Genomic DNA, 22,046 nt, shown 5'->3' on the forward strand with positions numbered 1-22,046 from the left:
AAGCTGACCAAGTTCTCTTTGGGGCGGGCGCATCGTGCCCGCCCCTTCTTATCTGAGCAGGAGACGGCATCAGGTGAATATCCACGCGCGCCAGCCCGACGCGGCGGAGCCCGTCGAGTCCTTCCGCCTCGGTAATGGTCTCGATGTCGTGGTCGTGAAGGACCAGCGCGCGCCGGTCGTCACCCACATGGTCTGGTACCGCAACGGCTCGGCGGATGATCCGGCCGGCAAGTCGGGCATCGCGCATTTCCTTGAACACCTGATGTTCAAGGGCACGCAGCGCTGGCCCGCCGGCGAGTTCTCCAAGATCGTCGCCGGCTATGGTGGCCAGGAGAACGCCTTCACCTCCTTCGACTACACCGCCTATTTCCAGCGCGTGCCAAAGGAGCATCTGCGCGCGATGATGGACTACGAGGCCGACCGGATGACCGGTCTCTCCTTCGACGAGAGCGTCGTCGCGCCGGAGCGCGACGTGGTGCTGGAGGAGCGGCGCATGCGCGTCGATTCCGACCCGGCTGCCGAACTCGGCGAGGAATTTTCCGCGACGCTGTTCTTCCACCATCCCTACGGCACCCCGATCATCGGCTGGGAACATGAGATCGAGGGCCTGAGCCGGGACGACGCCTTCGCCTATTACCAGCGCTTCTACACGCCCGAGAACGCGATCCTCGTCGTCGCCGGCGACACCGATGCCGCCGAGGTGCGCCGTCTCGCCGAGGAGAGCTATGGCAAGATCGCGGCCCGCGGCGCGGCGCCGGTCCGCAGCCGCCCGATCGAGCCCGAGCCCCGCGCCTCGCGACGTGTGACGCTGAACGACCGCCGCGTGCAGCAGCCCTCGCTGCGCCGTGGCTGGCTGACCCCGACCTACACCAGCGGAGACCGCGACGAGGTTCTGGCGCTCGAACTCGTCGCCGAGATCCTCGGCGGCGGCACGACCTCGCGGCTCTACCGCAAGCTCTGTGTCGAGGACGAGCTGGCGGCCGGCGCCAATGCTTATTTCATGGGCTCGATGGTCGATCGTTCGGCCTTCCAGCTCTCGGCGAGCCCGCGCCCGGGCGTCGAGATGGCCGCGATGGAGGCAGGCCTCGACGCCGTCCTCGCGACCTTCCTGGCTGAGGGGCCGAGCGAGCTCGAATTGGCGCGCGCCCGCACGCGGCTCGTCGCGGAGACGATCTTTGCCCGCGACAATCAGGCCTCGCTCGCCCGCATCTTCGGCTCGGCCCTGGCTGTCGGCGAGACCGTCGAGGACGTAATCGCCTGGCCGCAGCGCATCGAGGCGATCAGCCGCGACGCCGTCGTCGAGGCTGCCCGCCGCTATCTGAAGCCGGATCGCAGCGTCACCGGCCTGCTCCTGCCCGCCTGACCTCGCGGTCTTACCCTTTCGAACGGGCGGGCTTCAGGGCCCGCCGACAGGAAGCGACATGAACGCGCCGATTCCGACCCCCAAGCTCAATACCGCCGGCCCCGCCATCGCGGTCCAGACCGTCCGCTCGCCCGGCGGCATCGAGGCCTGGCTCGTCGAAGACCATAGCCTGCCGTTGATCGCGGTCGATTTCGCCTTCGACGGCGGCGCCAGCCGGGATCCGGAGAACGCGACCGGTAGTGCCTATCTGATCTCGGGACTCCTCGACGAGGGTGCCGGCAATCTCGACGCCGAAGCCTTCCAGGGCCGGCTGGCGGACCACGCGATCAGCCTCGGCTTCGAGGCCCGCCGGGATGATTTCCACGGTCATCTGCAGACCCTGGCGGGCCACCGCGACACCGCCTTCGAACTGCTGGCGCTGGCGCTCAACCAGCCGCGTTTCGATGCGGACGCCGTTGCCCGCGTCCGGGCGCAGATCATCGCCGGTCTGCAGCGCCAGGCACAGAATCCCGAAGTGATGTGCCGCAACGCACTCTTCGCCGCGGCCTTCCCGGGCCATGCCTACGGCCGGCCGGAGAAAGGCGATGTCGACAGCGTCTCGAAACTGGAAGCCCCGGCGCTCAGGGTGCTGACGCCGGACCTGCTCGATCGCGGCGGGCTCAAGGTCGTCGTGGTCGGCGACATCACGGCTGCCGAGCTCGCCGGGCGCCTCGACCTGCTGTTCGGCGGCTTGCCGGCCGGGGAAGCGCGTCCGCGCCCTTCCGAGCCGCTGCCGATCCAGGGCCTCGGCCAGACACATGTCATCGATCTCGACGTGCCGCAGACCGTCCTGCGCTTCGTGGGACCGGGGCTGATGTGGCACGACCCCGACTTCATCCCCGCGAGCGTGCTCAACCACATCCTCGGCGGCTCCGCCTTCACCTCGCGCCTCTTCATGGAAGTGCGCGAGAAGCGCGGCCTCGCCTATGGCGTCTCCTCCAGCATGATGCCGCTGCGCGAGAGCGCCATGCTGGTCGGCGGCACGGCCACCCGCAACGACCGCGCCGCAGAGTCGATGAAGGTGATCCGCGAGGAGATGATGAAGCTCGCCAGCGAGGGCCCGACCGAACATGAGGTCGAGGAAGCCAAGCGCTACATCATCGGCTCCTACCCGCTGCGCTTCGACACCTCCCCGAAGATCGCCGGCGAATTGCTGCATCTCGCCTTGCGCGGCGACACGCCCGATTTCCTCGCCCGGCGCAATGGCCTCTTCGCTGCCGTGACGCTGGCCGACGTCAAGCGCGTCGCGCAGCGCCTGTTCGGCAATCCCGACCTGCTCGTCCAGGCGGTTGGCAAGCCGGTCGGGCTGGTCTGAAATAGCCCTGTCTTCCTGTCGATACGGATAGTGCCCATGCTTCAGCAAAGCTTCGATCTCGCGCTCGAATCCAAGGTCGGCAAAGGGGGCATTCCCGATGCGGCCTTCGAAAAGGCGCTGGGGGATCTCAAGCCTGCGCTGGCGAAGCTGCAGGGGCAGGCCAGGGATGGCTCGCTTCCGCTGCTGAAGCTGCCGAGCGACACGGCCGATCTCGGCCCCGTGAAGGCTGCCGCCGAGCGCTTGAAGCAGGGCGGCACCACCGATGTGCTCGTGCTCGGCACCGGCGGCTCCAGCCTGGGCGGCCAGACTCTCGCGCAACTCACCGGCTACGGCATCCCCGGCCTCTCCCAGTTCACCTCCGGCCCGCGCGTCCACTTCATCGACAATCTCGACCCGGCGACATATGCGGCGCTGCTCGCCAGGCTGCCGCTCAAGACGACAAAGTTCGTCGCGATCTCGAAATCGGGCGGCACCGGCGAGACCCTTCTGCAGTCGATCGCTGCGATCGAGGCGCTGCGGGGCGCGCATCTCGACGACAAGCAGATCGGTGATCACTTCCAGGGGCTGTCCGAGCCGGCCAAAGCCGGCAAGCTGCACCCGCTGCGCGCGCTGCTGGAACCCTATGGCACGCCCTTCCTCGAGCACCACACCGATGTCGGCGGCCGCTATTCGGTATTGACCAATTGCGGCCTGCTGCCGGCCGCCGTGCTCGGCCTCGACATCGAGGCGCTGCGGCTTGGCGCGGCAAGGGCGGTGGCGCCGCTGCTGGCCGGCAAGGATGTCCGCGAGACGCCCTCGGCGGTCGGAGCCGCGCTTCACCTCGCCGCCATGCGCTCCGGCAAGAACATCGCCGTGCTCATGCCCTATGCCGACAAGCTGGCGCTGCTCACCCGCTGGTGGATGCAGCTCTGGGCCGAGAGCCTCGGCAAGGACGGGCAGGGCACGCAGCCGGTCGGCGCGCTCGGCCCCGTCGACCAGCATTCGCAGCAGCAGCTCTATCTCGCCGGGCCGAAGGACAAGTTCTTCACGGTCTTGACCACGAACGTGAAGGGCAAGGGTCCGAAGATCGACGCAGCCCTGGCGGAGAAGATCGGGCAGGCCGATTTCGCCGGCAAGACGATCGGCGATCTGGTGGCGGCGCAGGGCATCGCCATGATCGACACCTTCGCCAAGAATGGCTGCGCGGTCCGCCGCTTCCATGTCGAGCGGATCGACGAGACCAGCCATGGCGAGGTGCTGATGCATTTCATGCTGGAGACGATCCTGACCGGCTACGCCATGGGTGTGGATCCCTTCGACCAGCCCGCGGTGGAGGAGGCGAAGCTCCTCGCCAAGAGCTATCTTGCCGAGGGGCGCAGCTGAGCGAATCGGCTGGCCGCATTGTCATTCCGGGGCAGGCCGAAGGCCTGAGCCCGGAACCCATAACCGCAGGTCCGACATGGTTCCCTCGACCGCAGCAGCCCCTGTCGGCAAGCTCCGGTGTTCATGGATTCCGGGCTCTTCGCTGACGCGAAGCCCCGGAATGACGGCGAGTCCATGACCGTCCGCCGCCTCGATCCCGTCCTGGTCGACCGCATCGCCGCCGGCGAGGTGATCGAGCGCCCGGCAGCGGCCGTGAAGGAACTGGTCGAGAACGCGATCGATGCCGGCGCGCGCGCGATCGCCGTCACCATCGCGGGCGGCGGGCGCGAGCTGATCCGCGTCGTCGACGACGGCGCCGGCATGACGCCGGAAGACCTCGAACTCGCGGTCGAGCGCCACGCCACCTCGAAGCTGCCCGAGGGGGACCTCTTCGCGATTCGCTCGCTCGGCTTCCGCGGCGAGGCGCTGCCCTCCATCGGCTCGGTGGCGCGGCTTTCGATCGCGACCCGCCGGCGCGAAGCGCCGCAAGGGCACGGCCTCGTCGTCGAGGCCGGCGAGAAGGGCGTGGTCCGCCCCGTTGCCGCCGCGCCCGGCACGCGGATCGAGGTCAGCGACCTCTTCATCTTCACCCCGGCGCGCCTCAAATTCCTGAAGAGCGACCGCGCCGAGGCGCAGGCCGTTTCCGAGATGCTGCAGCGCCTCGCCATCGCCCATCCCGAGATCCGCTTTTCGCTCGAAGGCGAGCATGTCAGCGCCTTCGACTGGGCGGCCGAGCCGCTCGGCGAGGAAGGGCTTCTGCGCCGCCTCGGCCGCGCGCTCGGCCGGGACTTCCCCGAGAATGCGCTGAAGATCGATGCCGAGCGCGAAGGCTTCCGCATCAGCGGTTTCGCTGGCCTGCCGACCTTCCATCGCGGCACCTCGGCCGGCGTGCATCTCGCGGTCAACGGCCGCCCGGTGCGCGACAAGCTGCTGCTCTCGGCCGTGCGCGGAGCCTATGCCGACGTCGTCCCTTCCGACCGGCATCCGGTGCTCTTCGTCGATGTCGGCTGCGATCCGCGCTCGGTCGACGTCAACGTCCATCCGGCCAAGAGCGAGGTGCGCTTCCGCGATCCGGCGCTGGTGCGCGGCCTCGTCGTCTCCGGCCTGAAGGCGGCGCTCGCCGCCGCCGGCCACCGCGCCACCACGACCGGTGGCGCGCGCACGCTCGATGCCTTCCGCGCCGTTTTCTCGATGGGCGGCAGCGGCAACGCCATCCCGCGTCCCGCTTTTCCGGAGACGCCGGGCTGGAGTGCCGCAGCGTCGGCCTCGTACTCACCGCCGCAATCCGGCTTCTCCGATTTCGCCGCGCCTTCCGCCGATGCCCGCGCGCATCTCGCCGAGCCGTCAGCCGACGCGCTCGACCGGCCGCTCGGCGCCCCGCGCGCCCAGCTCCACGAAACCTATATCGTCGCCCAGACCCGCGAGGGTGTCGTCATCGTCGACCAGCACGCCGCCCATGAGCGGCTGGTCTATGAGCGGCTGAAAGCCGAGCGTGCCCGCTCCGGCATCGCCCGCCAGCCCTTGTTGCTGCCCGAGGTGGTCGAACTCGACCCCGTCGATGCCGACCGGCTGGTCGCTGCCGGGAGCGAGCTTGAAAGCCTCGGCCTCGTCATCGAAGCCTTCGGCCCGGGCGCGGTGCTGGTGCGCGAGGCGCCGGCCCAGCTCGCCGGCGGCAATCTCCAGCGCCTCGTCCGCGATGTCGCCGATGCGCTGGCCGAGCATGGCACGGCCGGCTCCTTGGAGCGCCGGCTCGACCATGTGCTGGCGACGATGGCCTGCCACAACTCGGTCCGCGCCGGCCGCCGGATGCGCCCCGAGGAAATGGACGCGCTGCTGCGCGAGATGGAGATCACGCCGAATTCCGGCCAGTGCAATCACGGCCGCCCGACCTATGTCGAGCTGAAGCTCAGCGATATCGAGCGGCTGTTCGGGCGGCGGTGAGGGAACGATCACGGCGCCGGCGGATGGGGGCCCGGCGCGACTGCGATCAACTCGGTCGATAGAAACCGGAATCGAGATTGTCCAGCGTCATGCCGGCATCGCCGGCTTGTGGAAACCATTGCTCGTCGACGATGGCCTGAAGTTCGCGTCGCGCAGCGACGTAGTCGACCGCGAGATTGGCATGCGCAGCCGTCAGGCGGACTTGCATGTTGGGGTGACCAAAGAGTTCCATGAGGACGCGCCTCTGATCTCCACGACGGGATTTGAGTTCAGTTGCCAGAGCCCATGTTTTCAAGATTAGGCGATTGGCTCGTGCGTTTTCGTTACGCTCGATCGCATCGTATTGCTCGATGCAGAGCTGTTCAAAAAGTCGCACGATCTCGGCGTTCGACAGGGACTTCAAATCTCGTTGCCGCATCATTTGAGCACCTTAAACTGCCGCAAGGCTTGATGACCGATCCGCACATGCTCCGACCAGTCTCTGCCTCGAAGATAGTCGCGTGGCGTCTGCATGCCGAGCTTCCAGTTTCGCCTACCATACCACCCGCTGATCTCGTGGTGCTTGTATCGCGGGATACTGACCACATTCTCGACGCTATCGATCATGGAGCGCGAAAAGTCCTGGTTCAACCGCGTGTGCTGTTCGACGATATGGTGGTCGTCATAGCCCGGTCGCTGCTGACCGACATGCTGCTGCAACTCGTCGAGCGACTTCGGCTCGTCCTGATAGGAGCGGATCGAGGGATACTCCGTATAGAGCCAGTGCCCCACTTCGATCGCTGTAATGACGACGCCGACCGGACCTGCTCGGCGCAGAGCCTGAAGCGCGATCGCTTTGGCCAGCGCCTTTGCGGCCTGTGTCTTTGAAGGCTGGCCCCTCGCTGTATCCTTGGGCAGGTCGAGCGCCGGGCCGCCATTGTCGCCGATGCCGGGCTGCCGGCTTTGGCCGGAGCCCTCGCCGCCACCCCATTGGCCGCCCTCGGGGCTGCCCGCCGGAACACGCGGTTGATCCGGATTGAAGCCGCCCTTCTCGATCAGCGCCTGCAGGCGGGCGAGGGCACGCATCATGCGATCGCCGGCGAGCCGGCAAGCAACGGCATGGTGGCGGGCAGCGTGCCCGCAAGGTTCGATGGATCGTAGGGTGGGCATCCGGCGCTGGGTCTCCGCGGCGGATGCGGAGACTAAGCGCGAAACAGCGGGTGGGGATAAGTTCGCTGGCGCCGCCGTGGCTCTATGAGGCCCGCAGCACCATCACCTGCGTCTCGCCATAACCCCGCCGCTCCAGCTCCTCGAAGCCCTCGGGCAGGACGATCTCGGCATCCGCCGCCTCTTCCAGCACGATCAGCGCCTCCGGCTCCAGCCAGCCGCCTTCGCGGGCCGAGACCAGAGCCTTTTCGCCCAGCCCCTTGCGGTAGGGCGGGTCGCAGAAGACGAGGCCGAAGGGGGTCATGCCGGTGATCGGGCCGAGCTTGGTCGCGTCGCGCCGGAAGATGCGGCTGAAGCCGGCGATGCCCAGCGCCATCTGGTTCTCGCGGATGATGCCGCGGGCCTCCGTCCCGTCATCGACGAGCAGGGCGAAGCCGGCGCCGCGCGACAGCGCCTCGAAGCCGAGAGCTCCCGTGCCGGCGAAGAGATCGAGCACGCGCGCGCCCTCGATCGCATCGCCATAGGCATGGGCGAGCACGTTGAACAGGGATTCGCGCAGGCGGTCCGAGGTCGGCCGGATGCTGCCGATCCCCGGTTTCGGGCCGGCCAGTGGCCGGCCGCCCAGGCGTCCGCCGACGATCCGCATCGCTTAGCCGCGGTTACCGCCACTGCCAGGGCGCGGACCTCTGCCACCGCCGCCGGGGCGCGGGCCCTTGCCACCACCAGGCCGCCCGCCGCCCGGCTTGCCGCCGAAGGGGCGTCCGCCGCCGGCCGGCCGCTCGGAGGAGCGGGCGCCGAAGCTCTTGCCGCCGAAGCCTTTGCCGCCGCCCGGCTTGTCGCCGAAGCTGCGGCCACGCGGCCGGTCATCAGAAGGTCGCTCGGAGGAACGGGCGCCGAAGCTCTTGCCGCCGCCGAAGCTTCTGCCGCCACCGGGCTTGTCATCGAAGCTGCGGCTGCGGGGGCGATCCTCGGCCGGCCGCTCGCTGAAGCGGCGGGCAGGGCGCTCGGCTCCGTCGCGAGGGGCGCGGTCGGGGCGGTCCCCGCGCGGCGCGCGATCCTGCCAGGGCCGCTCATCGGCGCGGTCTCGCGCTCCGGCGTCCTCGCGCGGGCGTCGCGCCGGTCTCTCGCCGCCGCTCGGGCGGTCGAAGGAGCGCGGAGGCCGAGCCTCGGCGCTGCCCCGTTCCTGGCGCGGCTTGCGATCGGGCCTGCGCTTGCTCTCGCGCGGTGCCTCCGGCTCCGCGCGCGCGGGGGCGGCGACACGCTCGACCAGCACGCGCCGGCCCTTGGGATCGGCGATGGCCTTGTCGCGCCGGCGCGCGACGCCGCCGCTCTCCTCGCGGCTCTGGCGTTCCAGCTTGGGGTCGGCGCCACGGCGCGGCGGTGCCTTCCGCTCGCGCTGCGGCTCGGTCTCGGCATCGCGCCAGACCGTGCGGGTCCACGGCTTGTCGCCGCGTAAGGGCGCGCGGGCCGGTTCGCCATCGCGTCCCGTTTCGTCGCGGCGGCGCCGCGGGCGGTCGTCGCCCGCCGGAGCCGGGCGCGGCGCGGCGGGCAGTGCGTCGCGGCGCGGCGATTCGAAGTCGGCGCCGGCCTGGGCGGCGAGCTCGGTGCCGAGCTGGTCCTGCAGCACGCGCGAGCGGATCTCGTCGGCCTCTCCCTCGGGCAGGTCGCCGAGTTGGAAGGGGCCGAAGGAGATGCGGATCAGCCGGTTCACCGTCAGCCCGAGATGCTCGAGCACCGTCTTGACCTCGCGGTTCTTGCCCTCGCGCAGATCGACCGTCAGCCAGGTGTTGAAGCCCTGCTGGCGCTCGAAGCGGGCGGTCACCGGCCCGTAATGGATGCCGTCGATGGTGACGCCGTCCTTCACCGTGTCGAGCACGTCCTGCGTCACCTCGCCGAAGGCGCGCACGCGGTAGCGCCTGAGCCAGCCAGTCTCCGGCAGCTCCAGCACCCGCGCCAGCCCGCCGTCGTTGGTCAGAAGCAGCAGGCCCTCGGTGTTGATGTCGAGCCGGCCGATGGTCAGCACGCGCGGCAGGTCCTCCGGCAGCGCGTCGAAGACGGTCGGCCGGCCTTCCGGGTCGAAATTGGTCGTCACCACGCCGCGGGGCTTGTGGTAGAGCCACAGCCGCGTGCGCTCGCGCGCCGGCAAGGGCTCGCCGTCGACCAGCACGATATCGGTCGGCTTCACGTCGAGGGCCGGGCTTTCCAGCACCGTGCCGTTCACGCTGACGCGGCCTTCCGCGATCATCGCCTCGCTGTCGCGGCGCGAGGCGACACCGGCGCGCGCCATCACCTTGGCGATCCGCTCCGGCTCCTCCGCCGTGATCAGCTTGCGCTCGGGTGCGGCGTCGTGCGAACGGCGCGGCCGCTCGTCATGGCCTCCGCCACCTTCGAAGCGCGGCGTGCGCGGCCGCGAAAAACGCTTCTCGCCGTCGCGGCCCTCGCCGCGCGGCGGCCGGTCGGCGCCGCCCTGCGCCCTGTCGCGAGACGGGAAGGGGCGATCGCCCGCTCCTGCCGGGCGCCGGGGCCGCTCATCGCCCGAACGCTCGCGGAAACTGCGGCCCTCGCCTTCCGGCTTGAAGCGGGCGGGCCTTTCACCGTCGAAGCGGCGCGGACGCGGGGCTTCGCCCTCGCTGCCGGCCGGTCGCTCGAAACGGCGGGCCGGGCGCTCGTCGCCGGCCGAATGGCCGCGGAACGGTTTGCGCTCGCCATCGCGGGCGGGGCGCCCGTCGCTGGCGGAGTGAGCCCGAAACGGCTTGCGTTCGCCGTCACGCGCCGGCCCACGGCTTTCCCCGCCGGAACGGCCGCCGAAGCCCTTGCCGCCGAAGCCCTTGCCGGGGCCACGGCCGCCGGCGCCACCGCCCTTGTGGGGGCCGCGGCCTCTGTTGTTGCTGTCGTCTTTCATGGTTGCTCCTGAGCCGGCCGAGCACAACCGCTTTGCGGAGAGGCCTGGCTCGCTTATTCGCTAGAGCGCGCGCCGATCAGCTTGCGACGCAATCTGATCGGATAACGCGTTCTCTATCAATATCTGAGAGACGGATTCACCGATCAGGTTGATCCCACCTGATCGGATCCGGCTCTATGACCGGCGCTTGTAGCAGAGGCTTTTCCTCGCTGCGAGCGCCAAAGCAGGGGTTGATGATGCCGCAGCCGAAACCGTCTCCCGCGCCAGACGCGATGGCGCTCGCCTTCGACGAGGCGAAAGCGGCCGCCCTGCGCGGCGAGGTGCCGGTCGGCGCGGTGGTGGTGCGCGACGGCGCGGTCCTCGCCCGCGCCGGCAATCGTACGCTGGAATTGAAGGATCCGACCGCCCATGCCGAGATGCTGGCGCTGCGTCGCGCCTGCGAGGCGATCGGCAGCGAGCGACTGATCGGCTGCGATCTCTACGTCACGCTCGAGCCCTGCCCGATGTGCGCCGCCGCGATTTCCTTCGCCCGGATCAGGCGGCTCTATTTCGGCGCGGGCGATCCGAAGGGTGGCGCGATCGAGAACGGCGTCAGGCTCTATGAGAGCCCGACCTGCCACCATGTGCCGGAAATCTATGGCGGCCTGCGCGAGACCGATGCCGCGGCGCTACTCCGGGATTTCTTCCGCGAGCGGCGCTGAGCCTCAGGTGTCCGACGAGGTGATGCCGAACTTCTGCGCGAGCTGTATGCGGTCCATGCAGGAGACGTCGTAGGTCACCTGCCGGCCCTTGAACTCGGGGCGCTTGCCGAATTCCTTGGTCATCGTGCCGATGATGTCGTCGACCCGCGCTTCGCAAGCCTGGGCGGTGGTGAACTCCATCTCGCTGATCCGCGCGGTCGTGCACTGGGGCTCCCCAGCGACGCAGGCCATGACGACCATGGTGAAGGCATCCATGCAGGCGCTCCTGTTGCTGCCCGCCGAGGCTGCGCCCGTATGGTTAGCGCAGCGTTAACGGCCGGCGAGGTGGTCCAGGGTCGTGAAGCAAGATGCGCGCCGTCAGGCAAGACCGCGCCAGCAGAGATAGGCGCCGAGCGCCAAGAGACCGGCGAAGAAGCAGATCTTGAAGGTCGCGGGCGAGATGCGGCTACGGATGAACTGGCCCGCGCCCATGCCTGCCAGTGCGGGCACAAGAGCCAGCAGCGATTGCCAGGCGACTGTGCCGTTGAGCGCGCCGGCGCCGATCAATCCGAGGGAGAGCGCCAGCGTCGAGACGATGAAGGAGATGCCGAGCGCCTGCACCAGCTCGTCCTTGTCGAAGCCGAGTGCCTGCAGATAGGGCACGGCCGGCAGCACGAAGACGCCGGTCGCGGCGGTGACGACGCCGGTCGTGAAGCCGATGACGGGGCCGAGCCAGCCTTCCCAGGCCGGCGGCACGCGCAGCTTCGCCGCCTTCAGCCCGACAAGCGCATAGAGCACCAAAGCCAGACCGAGCCAGAGCGTCGCGGAGCCGTCCTTCTGCTGCTGCAACAGGCCCGCGCCGGCCCAGGTGCCCAAGCAGATGGTTGCGAGCATCGGCCAGAGCCGCCGCAGCGTCGCGCAGAGCTTCGGGCCAGTCGCGATCTGCCAGCCATTGGTGACGAGGTTGGGTACGACCAGCAGCGCCGCAGCTTGGGCCGGGGCCATGACCACGCCGAGAATGCCGACCGCGATGGTCGGCAAGCCCAGCCCGATCACGCCCTTGACGAAGCCGGCGAGCACGAAGGTCGCGGTGACGAAGAGGAGGAGAGTCGTGTTGTCCATGTCCCGCTTGTGGCATTGGGGGCGGCGGCTGTCGCGGGCCGATGCTACGGCCGGCGCCGTAGCGTTCCCGCTTGCGGTGGTGGCGGGTTGGCGCATCATGCGGCCCATGAACACGCAAGGTCCCTACCTCGCCGAGATCGCCCATCTGATGGGCGATCCTGCCCGCGCCAACATGCTGCACACGCTGATGGACGGCCGTGCGCTCACGGCCAAGGAACTCGCCTGGATAGCCGGCGTCGCGCCGCAGACTGCGAGCGGCCATCTCGCCAAGCTGATGCAGGGCAGCCTGATCGACGTCGCCGTGCAGGGGCGCCACCGCTATTACAGGCTGGCCGGGCCGGAAGTTGCAGCGGCGCTCGAAGGCCTGATGGTGCTCGCCAATCTGGACGGGACGAGCCGGCGCCTGCCGTCGCGCGTCGGCGCCGAATTGAGCCAGGCCCGCACCTGCTACGACCATTTCGCCGGCCGGCTCGGCATCGGCATCCACGACGCGCTGATGACGGGCGACCATCTCTCTGCCAGCGAAGGCGGCTATGCGCTGACCAATTCGGGGAAAGCCATCTTCGTCGCGCTCGGGGTCGATCCCGAAGCAAGCGCCAGGAGCCGCCGCGCCGCCTTGCGTCCCTGTCTCGACTGGAGCGAGCGGCGGCCGCATCTTGCCGGACATCTCGCAGCGGCGCTGGCCTGCCGCTGCTTCGAGATGGAGTGGGTGCGTCGTCGCAAGGACAGCCGCGCCGTCAGCCTGACGGAAGACGGCCGCACCGTGCTCGAAGCGGCGCTTCCCGGTTTCCGCTGCGATGCGCCGGAAACCGTCAGCCCGCCGCTGCGAGAGCGCGCGCCAGCGCTCGCTTGACCTCGTCCTTGATCGGCTCGGCCGCCGCGAGGATCGCCTTGGCCTTGAAGAAGTCGAGCCCGCCGATGCGATCGGCGCCCGCCCGGATCAGGATATCGGGCGGCCGGCGCTCGACCATGCTCTGGACCAGCGTCCGGGTCAGGATCTGCGATGCCCCGACGATCGCCTCCATGGCGCCGGGAATGCGCGTGTCGCTCGTTGCCGTTGTGGGTGCGCTGACATCGACAGCGATGACGATGCGGCCGGGCGCCAGCAGGCCTTGATAGGGCAGGGGGTCGATGGCGCCGCCGTCGATCAGCACGCGCCCGCCGAGCGCGACCGGCCGCACCAGTCCGGGGATGGCGAGCGAGGCCGCGACGGCCGGCGTCAGCGGCCCCTCGTCGAGCAGCACCTCGGCATGGCGATGGTAGTCGGCCGCGACGGCGGTGAAGGGGATCGCCAGCTCCTCGAAGCGATCCGGCACCGCCTCCGGCCAGAACAGGTCCAGCAGCCGCTCGCCGTCGATCAGCACGGGGTTGCCAAGCCCGCGCACGAGGTCGGTGAGCTTGCCGACGCGGGCGTCGAGCAGCTTTGCGATCACGCGGGCCCGGTCGCGGAAGCTCTGCAGCGCATGCTCGCGCAGGTCACGGCCGGAGAGGCCGGCGGCATAGGCCGCGCCGATGATGGCGCCGATCGAGCAGCCGGCGATCTGCGACGGCTTGAGCCCAAGTTCGTCGAAGGCCTCCAGCACCGCGATATGGCTGAGGCCTCGCGCACCGCCGGCACCCAGCACGAGCGCGATTTCCGGCGCGCGACCGGTTCCTTGTGAGGAGATGGCGGTACGGGAGCCCGGCATGCCTTCCGTTCCCGTCCTCTGCCTCAAGCCACCGCCCGAGCCAGGAAGGGCTTCAGCGCCGCCAGCGTCGCCTCCGGATTTTCCTCGGGCAGGAAATGCCCGCTGTCGATCGCCTGTCCCTCGGCCTGCGGTGCGAAGCTCTGGTGCCACGTCTCGAGCGGGCTCGCGCCCTTGGCCGGGATGCCAGCCTCGCCCCAGAGCACCAGCGTCGGGCAGAGGATGCGCTTGCCTTCGGCGAGATCGGCCTTGTCATGCTCGATGTCGGTGGTGGCGCCCGCCCGGTAATCCTCGCAGGCCGCATGGATGCGCGTGGGATCGTTGAAGGATTCGGCGTAGGATCGCATCGCCAGCGGGTCGAACAGGTCGAGGTTCTTTGCCCGGCTCCAGCTTGCGATGGTGTGGTCGAGCCAGCCGACCGGATCGGCCTTGATCAGGTTCTCCGGCACCGGCTCGGGCTGCGCCAGGAAGGTCCAGTGATAGACCTGCATCGCGCGCGCGGCGTCCATGCCCTCCCACATCGAGACGGTCGGCAGGATATCGAGGAGCACGAGTTTCTCGACGCGGCCGGGATGGTCGAGGGCCAGCCGGTAGGCGACGCGCGCGCCGCGGTCATGGCCGATCACGCCGAAGCGCAGATGACCGAGCGCCTGCATCACCGCGACGATGTCCTCGCCCATGCCGCGCTTGGTGTAGGTCGCCTTGCCTCCGTCGCCATGCGGCGCCGCCGACCAGCCATAGCCGCGCAGGTCTGGGCAGACGACGGTGTGGGTCTTGGCCAGTTCCGGCGCGAGCCTGTGCCATTCGGCATGGGTCTGCGGGAAGCCATGGATCAGCACCAGCGGCGGCCCTTCGCCGCCGACGCGGGCGAAGATCTTGCCGATCGGCCCGTCGATCCAGTGTGCCTTGAAGCCGGGGAAGAGCGTGTCGATGTTCGCCATGGCCGGGAGCATAGACCCGGTCATGGCGAGCTGTCAGCCTTGCTCGCGCTTCACCGCCTGCCAGCCGATGTCGCGACGGCAGAAACCCTCCGGCCAGTCGATCCGGTCGACCGCCTCATAGGCCCGCACCTGCGCCTCCCGCACGCTCTTGCCGAGACCGACGACGTTGAGCACGCGCCCGCCATTGGCGGTGAGTTCGCCTTCCTTCAGCTTGGTGCCGGCATGGAAGACGAGGACGTCGTCCAGCGCTTCGGCCTTCTCGACGCCACGGATAACGCTGCCGGTTTCGGGCTTCGCCGGGTAGCCCCTGGCCGCGAGCACGACGGTCAGCGCCGCCTCGTCGCGCCAGCGCAGATCGACGCTGGCGAGCACGCCGTCGCAGGACGCGAGCAGGGCCGGCACGATGTCGCTCTTGAGGCGCGGCATCAGCACCTCGCATTCGGGGTCGCCGAAGCGGACATTGTATTCGATCAGCTTGGGGCCTTGCGCCGTGATCATCAGCCCGGCGAAGAGCACGCCCTGGAACGGCGTGCCGCGCTTGGCCATTCCGGCGAGGGTCGGCCTGATGATCTCGGCCATGACGCGCTCTTCCATGGCGGGCGTCATCACGGGGGCGGGCGAATAGGCGCCCATGCCGCCGGTGTTGGGGCCGGTGTCGCCATCGCCGACGCGCTTGTGGTCCTGCGCCGAGGCCAGCGCCAGCGCATGCGTGCCGTCGCAGAGGGCGAAGAAGCTGGCCTCCTCGCCGATCATCCATTCCTCGACCACCACCTCGGCGCCGGCCTCGCCGAGCCCGCCGGCGAACATCATGTCGATGGCCTCATTCGCCTCGTCCAGCGTCTCGGCCATGATCACGCCCTTGCCTGCGGCGAGCCCGTCGGCCTTGATCACGATCGGCGCGCCCTGAGCGGCGACATAGGCCTTGGCGGAAGACGCATCGCCGAAGCGCCCGAAGGCGGCGGTCGGGATCGCGAATTCGGCGCAGAGCTCCTTGGTGAAGCCCTTCGAGCCTTCGAGCTGCGCCGCCGCCTTCGACGGGCCGAAGACCTTGATCCCGGCCTGGCGGAGATCGTCGGCGATGCCATCGACAAGCGGCCCTTCAGGCCCGACGACGACGAGGTCGATGCCCTGCAACCGGCCGAAGGCGATCACCGCATTGTGGTCGGCGACATCGACCGCGACGTTCTCGCCGCATTGCGCCGTGCCGGGATTGCCGGGCGCGATGAACAGCAGGTCGCAGAGCGGCGATGCCGATATCGCCCAGGCGAGCGCATGCTCCCGCCCGCCCGATCCGATCAGAAGAATTTTCATGGCGCCATCTCCGCTCCGTCACGGGCGCAATAGCGGTCGATCGCTGCGGCGGCAACGCTTCTGCTGTGCGGGCAGGGCCGTTATGGTCCGGTCATGAACACCGAATCGCCCCTGCCGACCGGCAATGCCCCGGAATGGTCCGTCTCGGACCTCTCCGGCGCGCTGAAGCGCACCATCGAGGATAATTTCGGCTTCGTGCGCGTGCGCGGCGAGATTTCGGGCTATCGCGGCCCGGTCGCTTCCGGCCATGTCTATTTCTCGCTGAAGGACACCAACGCCAAGATCGACGCGGTGATCTGGAAGGGCGTCTTCGGCCGGCTGAAGACGCGGCCGCAGGAGGGGCTGGAGGTCATCGCCACCGGCAAGATCACCACCTTCGCCGGCAAGTCGAGCTACCAGATCGTCATCGATTCGTTGGAGCTGGCCGGCGCCGGCGCGCTGATGGCGCTGCTGGAGGAGCGGCGCAAGCGCTTGGCGGCCGAGGGACTCTTCGCCGAGGAGCGCAAGCAGCTCATCCCCTATCTGCCCTCCGTCATCGGCGTCGTGACCTCGCCGACCGGCGCCGTCATCCGCGACATCCTGCACCGGCTGGAGGATCGCTTCCCCCGCCATGTCCTGGTCTGGCCGGTGAGGGTGCAGGGCGAGACCAGTGCGGCGGAGGTCGCCAACGCCATCGCCGGTTTCAACGCGCTGGCGCAGGGCGGGCGCATCCCGAGACCGGACGTCATCATCGTCGCGCGCGGCGGCGGCTCGCTCGAAGACCTGATGAGCTTCAACGAGGAGGTCGTGGTGCGCGCCGCCGCAACCTCCGGCATCCCGCTCGTCTCGGCTGTCGGCCACGAGACCGACTGGACCCTGATCGACCACGCTGCCGATCTGCGCGCGCCGACGCCGACCGGCGCGGCCGAGAAGGTCGTGCCGGTCCGCGCCGAACTGATGAGCTTCGTGGCGGACCTGTCGCGGCGCCACGCCGGGGCGATGCTTCGCCTCTCCGACCGCCGCCGCAGCGACCTGAGGGCGCTGGCTCGCGCCCTTCCTGGGCCGGAAGCGGTGCTGTCCGGCCCGCGTCAGCGACTCGACCTCGCCGGGACACGGCTGGCTCCGGCGCTGGCGCGCAACGCCCGCGCTCATGAGCAGGCGCTGCAGGGCCTGTCGCGCCGGCTGGAGGCGCGTTCGCCCCGCGTGGCGCTTGCCAAATTGAGGGCTGAACTCGCTGGCTTTGCGCGCGTCCTCGCCAACGCCAGGACGAACGCATTGGAGAAGGAGCGCACCCGCATCGCCCATGCCCGCGATCGTCTGGCGACACTCGATGCGCGCGCCCGCAACGCCTTCGGCCAGAGCCTGATCCAGCGTCGCGACCGCGGTGCCGCACTGGCCGAGCGGACCGAGCGCGCCTTCGGGCAGAGCCTGCATCGGCGCGGCGATCGTCTTGCCTCGTTATGGACGCTCATCCGCTCGCTCGGCCCCGAAACCGTGCTGGCGCGTGGTTACGCCCTGATCCGCGACGAGGCCGGCGCACTGGTGCGCAGTGTCGGTGAAGCGCTTCCGGGCCGGGCGCTGACGGTGCAGCTCGGCGATGGCAGCTTCGGCGTCACCGTGGCCGGAGGCGAGCCCGGCGGGCCGAAGCCGGCGCCGCGCCCGCTGCGCAAGGGTCCGGCCCCGGCAGGGCAGGGCGATTTGTTCTGAAGCTCAGGGCGCGTTGAGGAAGGTGTTGACGCGCTTCAGCGCATCCTCGCGCGCGGCCATGTTGGTGCCGACCGTGACCTTGCCTGTGCCGCTGGCGGAATAGGCGATGTTGTCGCGCTCTCTCACCTCGAGGCGCGGATGGTCGAAATCATGCAGGACGCCGGGATAGAGCACGAGGCCGACCTGCTCGCCGCGCGCCTGCGCTGCCTTGGCGAGGTAGCCGCAGGGCGCTGCCGGCGTCCAGTCGTCGGCATCCCCCATCAGGATCAGCAACGGCAGGCGGGCCGAGAAGCTCGGCGATTCCGATTGCACGCGGCAGGCTGGATAGAACGCGATGGCGCGCTTGAAATCCGGCCGCCCGTCGGTTGGAAGCCGGTCCTTGCGGATCGCGGCCAGAACCGTCGAGCCGCCGCCCGACCAGCCGAGCAGGGAGATCATGCCGGGCCGGATATCGCTGCGGTGCTGCAGCCAGTTCCGCGCAGCGGCGGCGTCGCTCACGCGCTCGCGCCCGGCGCGCACGGTCAGGTCCTTGACGCCGCATTGCGAGCCGAGCCCGCGCGAACCGTAGCTGTCCGGCATCAGCACGGCGAAACCGGCAGCAGCGAGCCGCTCGCCCCAGTCCATATGCCGCACCGACAATTTGCCTTGCTCGCGCCACAGACCGCCGCAACCATGCAGCGCGACCACAGCTGGAAAAGGCCCCGGTCCGGCTGGGCGGTAGAAGACGCCTTCGAGATGCCCGTCGTCCAGCGGAAGCGAGACGCGCTCGTAGCCGGCGGCCAGGGCGGCCGGGGCTCCAAGCAGTAAAAGGCTCATCAGACACGCGGCAAGGCGCTTGAGACTGGACATCACCGACCAGAAGATTATCACAAGCTCTGGAGTATTCCGGTTTTCCGTTTCCCGATCAATGATTTGATACGAATTTGATGAACATCAGCGAGCGTCTTCCTCCGAGCGGGCCCGAGGCGGTCCTGGATTACGGCCCCGGCGAGTTCCGCGTCATGAAGCCCGGCGCCTTCGTACGCTGCGCCGTGACGTCCGTGCCGATCCGTCTGGAGGAGCTGCGCTACTGGTCCATCGAATGGCAGGAGGCTTACGCCTCGCCGGAAGCGGTCCTGCTCAGGTTACGCCGGGCCGGGCGCGCCTGACGCAGCAGCGAGCAGGCCTTCGAGACGCTCCGGCTCTGCGAAGACGAGCCTGACGGGCACGACGACGATCCGATCGATCTCCGTCTCCGGCCAGAGCGCCGCGAGCTTGGTCCAGTCCTTTTCCGTGGTGGCGATGAGCGCGTCGCGCCTTTTCGCCTCGGCCGTGACTTGGGCGATATCGGCTTGCGTATAGGCATGGTGATCGCCGAAGGCTCGCTCCGCGACAATGAGGGCGCCGGCTTCCCGCAGCGTCACGGCGAACTTCTCCGGTCTGCCGATTCCCGAAAGCGCCAGGACGTCTCGCCCCCTCAGCCGCTCGGTCGCTGTGCCCAGCGGTTCCAGCCGGGCCACAATGACCGGCCGGCTCTGGGACCGGGCGGCGGCCGCAACCTGCCGGCCGGCCTCGCCCTCGCCGATGACGATCACGGCGTCGGCCTCACCGATCTGATCCGCGAGCGGCGCCCGCAGCGGACCGGCCGGCAGGCAGAGCCCGTTGCCCGCGCCTGAAAGCCCGTCGACCACGGCCAGCCTGAGGCGCTTCGTGAGCGAGGGGTTCTGCAAGCCGTCGTCCATGACGATCACGCTGGCGCCGAGCCCATTGGCCAGCCGCGCGCCGGCAACCCGGTCGCGGGCGATGACGGTGCGGGCATGGCGCGCCATCAGCATCGGCTCGTCGCCGACATCGGCAGCGGCATGATAGTCAGGATCGACCTCGACGGGGCCAGCCAGCCGGCCGCCATAGCCGCGCATCAGCACGAACGGCGTCTCGCCGCGCCGGTTCAGCAGCTCCGCGATGGCGATCGCCGTCGGCGTCTTGCCGGCGCCGCCGGCGACGAAGTTGCCGACGCAGATGACCGGGATGGGGAGATCGGAGCCGGTTCGCCGCATGCGCCGCAGTGTGATCGCGCCATAGAGCCAGCCGAGCGGCCAGAGCAGCCAGGCGGGGAGCGTCGGCTTAGGCAGCCACCAGAAGCGTGGCGCGCTGAGCATCAGGAGGTGGGGTCGCGCTGCCCGAGCGCCACGCGCATCAGCAGCGGCTCGATGGCATGGAGCGTGCGGTTGAGCGCGCCGCCGAGCTGCGTCGCCGTCTGCGCCGCCGCCCGCGCTGCCTGCCGCGCGCTTGCCGGATCGCTTAGCCAGCGATGCACGGCACCCGCCAGGGCCTGCGCGTCGGCGACGGAGCGCGAGCCGCCATCCTGGTCGAAGGCCCCGAAGATTTCGGCATTGTTGTGGACGTAGGGGCCGTGCAGCAGCGCGCAGCCCAGCTTGGCAGGCTCGATCGGGTTGTGCCCGCCGATGCCTTCGACCAGCGAGCCGCCGAGGAAGGCGACCTGCGACAGCCGGTAGAACAGCCCGAGTTCGTTGACGGTGTCGGCGACATAGAGCTCGACATCGCGCTCCGGGTTCTCACCGGTGGCCCGGCGCGACATGGCGACGCCGTTGGCCTGCGCCAGCGCCTCGATATCGGGGCCGCGTTGCGGATGGCGCGGCGCGATGATGGTCAGGAGCTTCGGCAGATAGGGCTTGATCGCGAGATGGGCGGCGAGCACGAGTTCGTCCTCGCCCGGATGCGTGCTTGCGGCGATCCAGACCGGGCGCCCGGTCGTCATGCCGTCGAGGATCCCGAGCATGTTCGGCTCGGCGGGCGGGGCCGGCACATCGAATTTGAGGTTGCCGGCGACGCTGACGCGTGGCGCACCGAGCTGGGCGAGCCGCTCCGCATCGCCCTGCGACTGCGCGAGGCACGCCTCGAAGCAGGAGAGCAGGAAGCGCGAGGTCCTCGGCATCTTGTACCAGCGGGCGAAGGAGCGCTCGGACATCCGCCCGTTGACCATGACAACCGGGATCGTGCGGCGCTGCGCCTCGATCAGCAGATTGGGCCAGATCTCGGATTCGCAGATCAGGCAGAGCTCGGGCCGCCAGTAATCGAGGAAGCGGCGCATATAGCGGGGCACGTCGAGCGGCAGGTACTGGTGGATCACGCCCGCGGGCAGCCGCGCCGCCAGGAGCTTGGCTGAGGTGACGGTGCCGGACGTCACCAGCACGCCGAGGCCGCGCTTCTGCAGCTTGGCGATCAGCGGCAGCAGCGTCACCGTCTCGCCGACGCTGGCGCCATGCAGCCAGACGACGGGCTTGTTCGGCCGCTTGACCCCCGCATGGCCGCGGCGTTCGGGCAGGCGCTCCGGATCCTCCTTGCCGCGCCGCCGGCGCCACAGCAGCAGCCCGGCTGCGGCCGGTTCGAGCAGGGCCGTGGCGTAGCGATAGCTCCTGAGGATCGCGCCCTTGCCGCTCATGCCGGCGCCCCGGCCGGCTGCTGCCGCTCACGCAGGCCTGCGCCCGGATCGCGGCCGCCAACGAGCGCATAGGCGCGGGCGTGGACGTCGTCGAGGCTCGCCTGGAGGGCGAGGCGGGCCGCTTCCTGCGTCGCCTCGTCGGCATCGCGCGCGACCAGGATCGGTTCGCCGACGATGATCGCGCCGCGCCCGAAGGGCAGGCCGATCGAGGCGCGGTCCCAGCTGTTGAAGTCGATGCGGCGGCTGGTCACGACCGCGACGGCGCGGATCGGCCGGCCGGAAGCGCGCGCCAGCGCGATGATGCCGGGGCCGGCGATGCGGGCTCGCTTGGGGATATCGGCGGTCAGCACCATCGTGTCGCCCGCCGCCAGACGGCGCACCATCGCCAGGAAGGCGCTGGCGCCGCCCTTTTCGCGCACCTTCTTGCCCAGCGCGCCGGAGCCGCGGATCGCGCCGATCCCCAGTTCGCGCAGCGCCACGGCGTTGAAGCCGCCATCGCCATGGCGGGAGACCAGCGAGCAGGCCGGCATCCAGTCCGGCCGGGCGAAGGGGATCATGATGTGCTGGCCGTGCCACATCGCGAAGATGACGGGCAGCTCCGGCCGGACATCGTCATAGATGTCCGCCGGTTCGAAGACGATCTTGTTGGTGCGCTGCACGAGGCGCAGATAGCCGGCCAGCAATCGGCCGAGCGTTTCCTGCGCCGCGCGCGTCTTGAGGAGGGAAAACCCCATCTGCCTGTCGTCGAGATCCTGTGCCGGTTCAGGCCTTGGTTGCTTCGGGGTCGAGAAGGCGGTGCAGATGCACGACGAAATAGCGCGTCTGCGCCTGATCGACCGTTTGCTGGGCCTTGGCCTTCCAGGCCATGTGGGCGCTGGCATAATTCGGGAAGATCCCGACGATGTCGAGCTTCGCCAGATCCTTGAAGGTGACGCCTTCCAGCGAGGCGAGCTCGCCGCCGAAGACGAGATGGAGAAGCTGCTTCTGATCTGGTTCCGCGCTCATCAGTGTCTCCTGCAGGGCTCTGGCGCCCCCCATAAGCCATCCGCGCTGCGCATGCGAGCGGGCCGGG

22 protein-coding genes are annotated in these 22,046 nt (G+C 69.5%); 8 read left to right on the plus strand and 14 right to left on the minus strand.

The annotated features are described in order from the left end of the window. Positions 1-73: 73 nt before the first annotated feature. The 4 genes from AC1DVA_RS01475 (at position 74) to mutL (ending at position 6,059) form a co-directional block, all read left to right on the plus strand. A complete protein-coding gene (locus tag AC1DVA_RS01475; protein ID WP_476804738.1) occupies positions 74-1,363 on the plus strand; it encodes a M16 family metallopeptidase in 1,290 nt (429 codons plus the stop codon). Between the two features lie 58 nt (positions 1,364-1,421). Next, positions 1,422-2,717, plus strand: coding sequence for a M16 family metallopeptidase (locus AC1DVA_RS01480; protein ID WP_265052173.1), 1,296 nt, complete (start codon positions 1,422-1,424; stop codon positions 2,715-2,717). Between the two features lie 36 nt (positions 2,718-2,753). Continuing rightward, positions 2,754-4,079 carry a glucose-6-phosphate isomerase gene (locus tag AC1DVA_RS01485; protein WP_265052174.1) on the plus strand — a complete coding sequence of 442 codons (1,326 nt, stop codon included), beginning with the start codon at positions 2,754-2,756 and terminating at the stop codon, positions 4,077-4,079. Positions 4,080-4,253: 174 nt separating this feature from the next. Then, the gene (gene mutL, locus AC1DVA_RS01490) at positions 4,254-6,059 is read left to right on the plus strand and encodes a DNA mismatch repair endonuclease MutL (RefSeq protein WP_476804739.1); all 1,806 of its coding nucleotides are present in this window, start codon (positions 4,254-4,256) and stop codon (positions 6,057-6,059) included. Between the two features lie 46 nt (positions 6,060-6,105). On the opposite strand, the gene AC1DVA_RS01495 is transcribed toward mutL, so the two are convergent. From AC1DVA_RS01495 to AC1DVA_RS01510, 4 genes are all read right to left on the minus strand, one after another. After that, positions 6,106-6,462 (minus strand): DUF2019 domain-containing protein, encoded by a 357-nt coding sequence (locus AC1DVA_RS01495; RefSeq protein WP_320109539.1) that lies wholly within the window; start codon positions 6,460-6,462, stop codon positions 6,106-6,108. Positions 6,463-6,476: 14 nt separating this feature from the next. Further along, a complete protein-coding gene (locus AC1DVA_RS01500) occupies positions 6,477-7,127 on the minus strand; it encodes a hypothetical protein (protein ID WP_476804740.1) in 651 nt (216 codons plus the stop codon). Positions 7,128-7,290: 163 nt separating this feature from the next. Continuing rightward, entirely contained in the window at positions 7,291-7,851 is a 561-nt protein-coding gene (gene rsmD / locus AC1DVA_RS01505; protein WP_265052177.1) for a 16S rRNA (guanine(966)-N(2))-methyltransferase RsmD, read from the minus strand. A gap of 3 nt (positions 7,852-7,854) precedes the next feature. Further along, positions 7,855-10,107: a pseudouridine synthase gene (locus AC1DVA_RS01510; protein WP_476804741.1), complete on the minus strand. Its 2,253-nt coding sequence runs from the start codon at positions 10,105-10,107 to the stop codon at positions 7,855-7,857. A gap of 236 nt (positions 10,108-10,343) precedes the next feature. Between AC1DVA_RS01510 and AC1DVA_RS01515 the strand changes: the two genes are divergently transcribed. Further along, a complete protein-coding gene (locus AC1DVA_RS01515; protein WP_476804742.1) occupies positions 10,344-10,808 on the plus strand; it encodes a nucleoside deaminase in 465 nt (154 codons plus the stop codon). Between the two features lie 3 nt (positions 10,809-10,811). Here AC1DVA_RS01515 and AC1DVA_RS01520 read toward each other — a convergent pair whose 3' ends face one another. After that, complete coding sequence (locus tag AC1DVA_RS01520; RefSeq protein WP_476804743.1) at positions 10,812-11,063, minus strand: hypothetical protein; 252 nt, start codon at positions 11,061-11,063, stop codon at positions 10,812-10,814. A 102-nt stretch (positions 11,064-11,165) separates the two neighbouring features. Continuing rightward, positions 11,166-11,909 carry a sulfite exporter TauE/SafE family protein gene (locus tag AC1DVA_RS01525; RefSeq protein ID WP_476804744.1) on the minus strand — a complete coding sequence of 248 codons (744 nt, stop codon included), beginning with the start codon at positions 11,907-11,909 and terminating at the stop codon, positions 11,166-11,168. Between AC1DVA_RS01525 and AC1DVA_RS01530 the strand changes: the two genes are divergently transcribed. Then, positions 11,908-12,762 (plus strand): ArsR/SmtB family transcription factor, encoded by an 855-nt coding sequence (locus AC1DVA_RS01530; protein WP_265052181.1) that lies wholly within the window; start codon positions 11,908-11,910, stop codon positions 12,760-12,762. The genes AC1DVA_RS01525 and AC1DVA_RS01530 overlap by 2 nt on opposite strands. On the opposite strand, the gene AC1DVA_RS01535 is transcribed toward AC1DVA_RS01530, so the two are convergent. The 3 genes from AC1DVA_RS01535 to purD are packed head-to-tail and all read right to left on the minus strand — an operon-like array spanning position 12,722 to position 15,846. Further along, positions 12,722-13,597: a patatin-like phospholipase family protein gene (locus tag AC1DVA_RS01535; RefSeq protein ID WP_265052182.1), complete on the minus strand. Its 876-nt coding sequence runs from the start codon at positions 13,595-13,597 to the stop codon at positions 12,722-12,724. The two genes, AC1DVA_RS01530 and AC1DVA_RS01535, sit on opposite strands and share 41 nt — an antisense overlap. 23 nt (positions 13,598-13,620) lie before the next feature. Continuing rightward, positions 13,621-14,559, minus strand: coding sequence for an alpha/beta fold hydrolase (locus AC1DVA_RS01540; protein ID WP_476804745.1), 939 nt, complete (start codon positions 14,557-14,559; stop codon positions 13,621-13,623). 9 nt (positions 14,560-14,568) lie between these two features. Further along, on the minus strand, positions 14,569-15,846 hold the full coding sequence (gene purD, locus AC1DVA_RS01545) for a phosphoribosylamine--glycine ligase (RefSeq protein WP_476804746.1): 1,278 nt from the start codon (positions 15,844-15,846) through the stop codon (positions 14,569-14,571). Positions 15,847-15,939: 93 nt separating this feature from the next. Between purD and xseA the strand changes: the two genes are divergently transcribed. Continuing rightward, a complete protein-coding gene (gene xseA, locus AC1DVA_RS01550; RefSeq protein WP_476804747.1) occupies positions 15,940-17,532 on the plus strand; it encodes an exodeoxyribonuclease VII large subunit in 1,593 nt (530 codons plus the stop codon). 3 nt (positions 17,533-17,535) lie between these two features. Here xseA and AC1DVA_RS01555 read toward each other — a convergent pair whose 3' ends face one another. Beyond that, a complete protein-coding gene (locus AC1DVA_RS01555; protein ID WP_265052186.1) occupies positions 17,536-18,348 on the minus strand; it encodes a dienelactone hydrolase family protein in 813 nt (270 codons plus the stop codon). Positions 18,349-18,458: 110 nt separating this feature from the next. On the opposite strand from AC1DVA_RS01555, the gene AC1DVA_RS01560 reads away from it, so the two are divergent. Next, on the plus strand, positions 18,459-18,680 hold the full coding sequence (locus AC1DVA_RS01560; protein WP_265052187.1) for a DUF2093 domain-containing protein: 222 nt from the start codon (positions 18,459-18,461) through the stop codon (positions 18,678-18,680). Here the strand turns inward: AC1DVA_RS01560 and lpxK are convergent. From lpxK to AC1DVA_RS01580, 4 genes are read right to left on the minus strand one after another with little or no spacing between them, the layout of a single operon-like run. Continuing rightward, on the minus strand, positions 18,657-19,670 hold the full coding sequence (lpxK, locus tag AC1DVA_RS01565; protein WP_476804748.1) for a tetraacyldisaccharide 4'-kinase: 1,014 nt from the start codon (positions 19,668-19,670) through the stop codon (positions 18,657-18,659). The two genes, AC1DVA_RS01560 and lpxK, sit on opposite strands and share 24 nt — an antisense overlap. Beyond that, positions 19,670-20,974 carry a 3-deoxy-D-manno-octulosonic acid transferase gene (locus AC1DVA_RS01570; RefSeq protein WP_265052189.1) on the minus strand — a complete coding sequence of 435 codons (1,305 nt, stop codon included), beginning with the start codon at positions 20,972-20,974 and terminating at the stop codon, positions 19,670-19,672. Before AC1DVA_RS01570 ends, lpxK begins: the two co-directional genes overlap by 1 nt. Then, complete coding sequence (locus tag AC1DVA_RS01575) at positions 20,971-21,708, minus strand: lysophospholipid acyltransferase family protein (RefSeq protein WP_476804749.1); 738 nt, start codon at positions 21,706-21,708, stop codon at positions 20,971-20,973. Before AC1DVA_RS01575 ends, AC1DVA_RS01570 begins: the two co-directional genes overlap by 4 nt. Positions 21,709-21,736: 28 nt before the next feature. Beyond that, positions 21,737-21,979 (minus strand): DUF4170 domain-containing protein, encoded by a 243-nt coding sequence (locus AC1DVA_RS01580; protein WP_265052191.1) that lies wholly within the window; start codon positions 21,977-21,979, stop codon positions 21,737-21,739. Positions 21,980-22,046 lie beyond the last annotated feature (67 nt).

The sequence above is a fragment of the Allobosea sp. P4_C6 genome, from assembly GCF_056402015.1.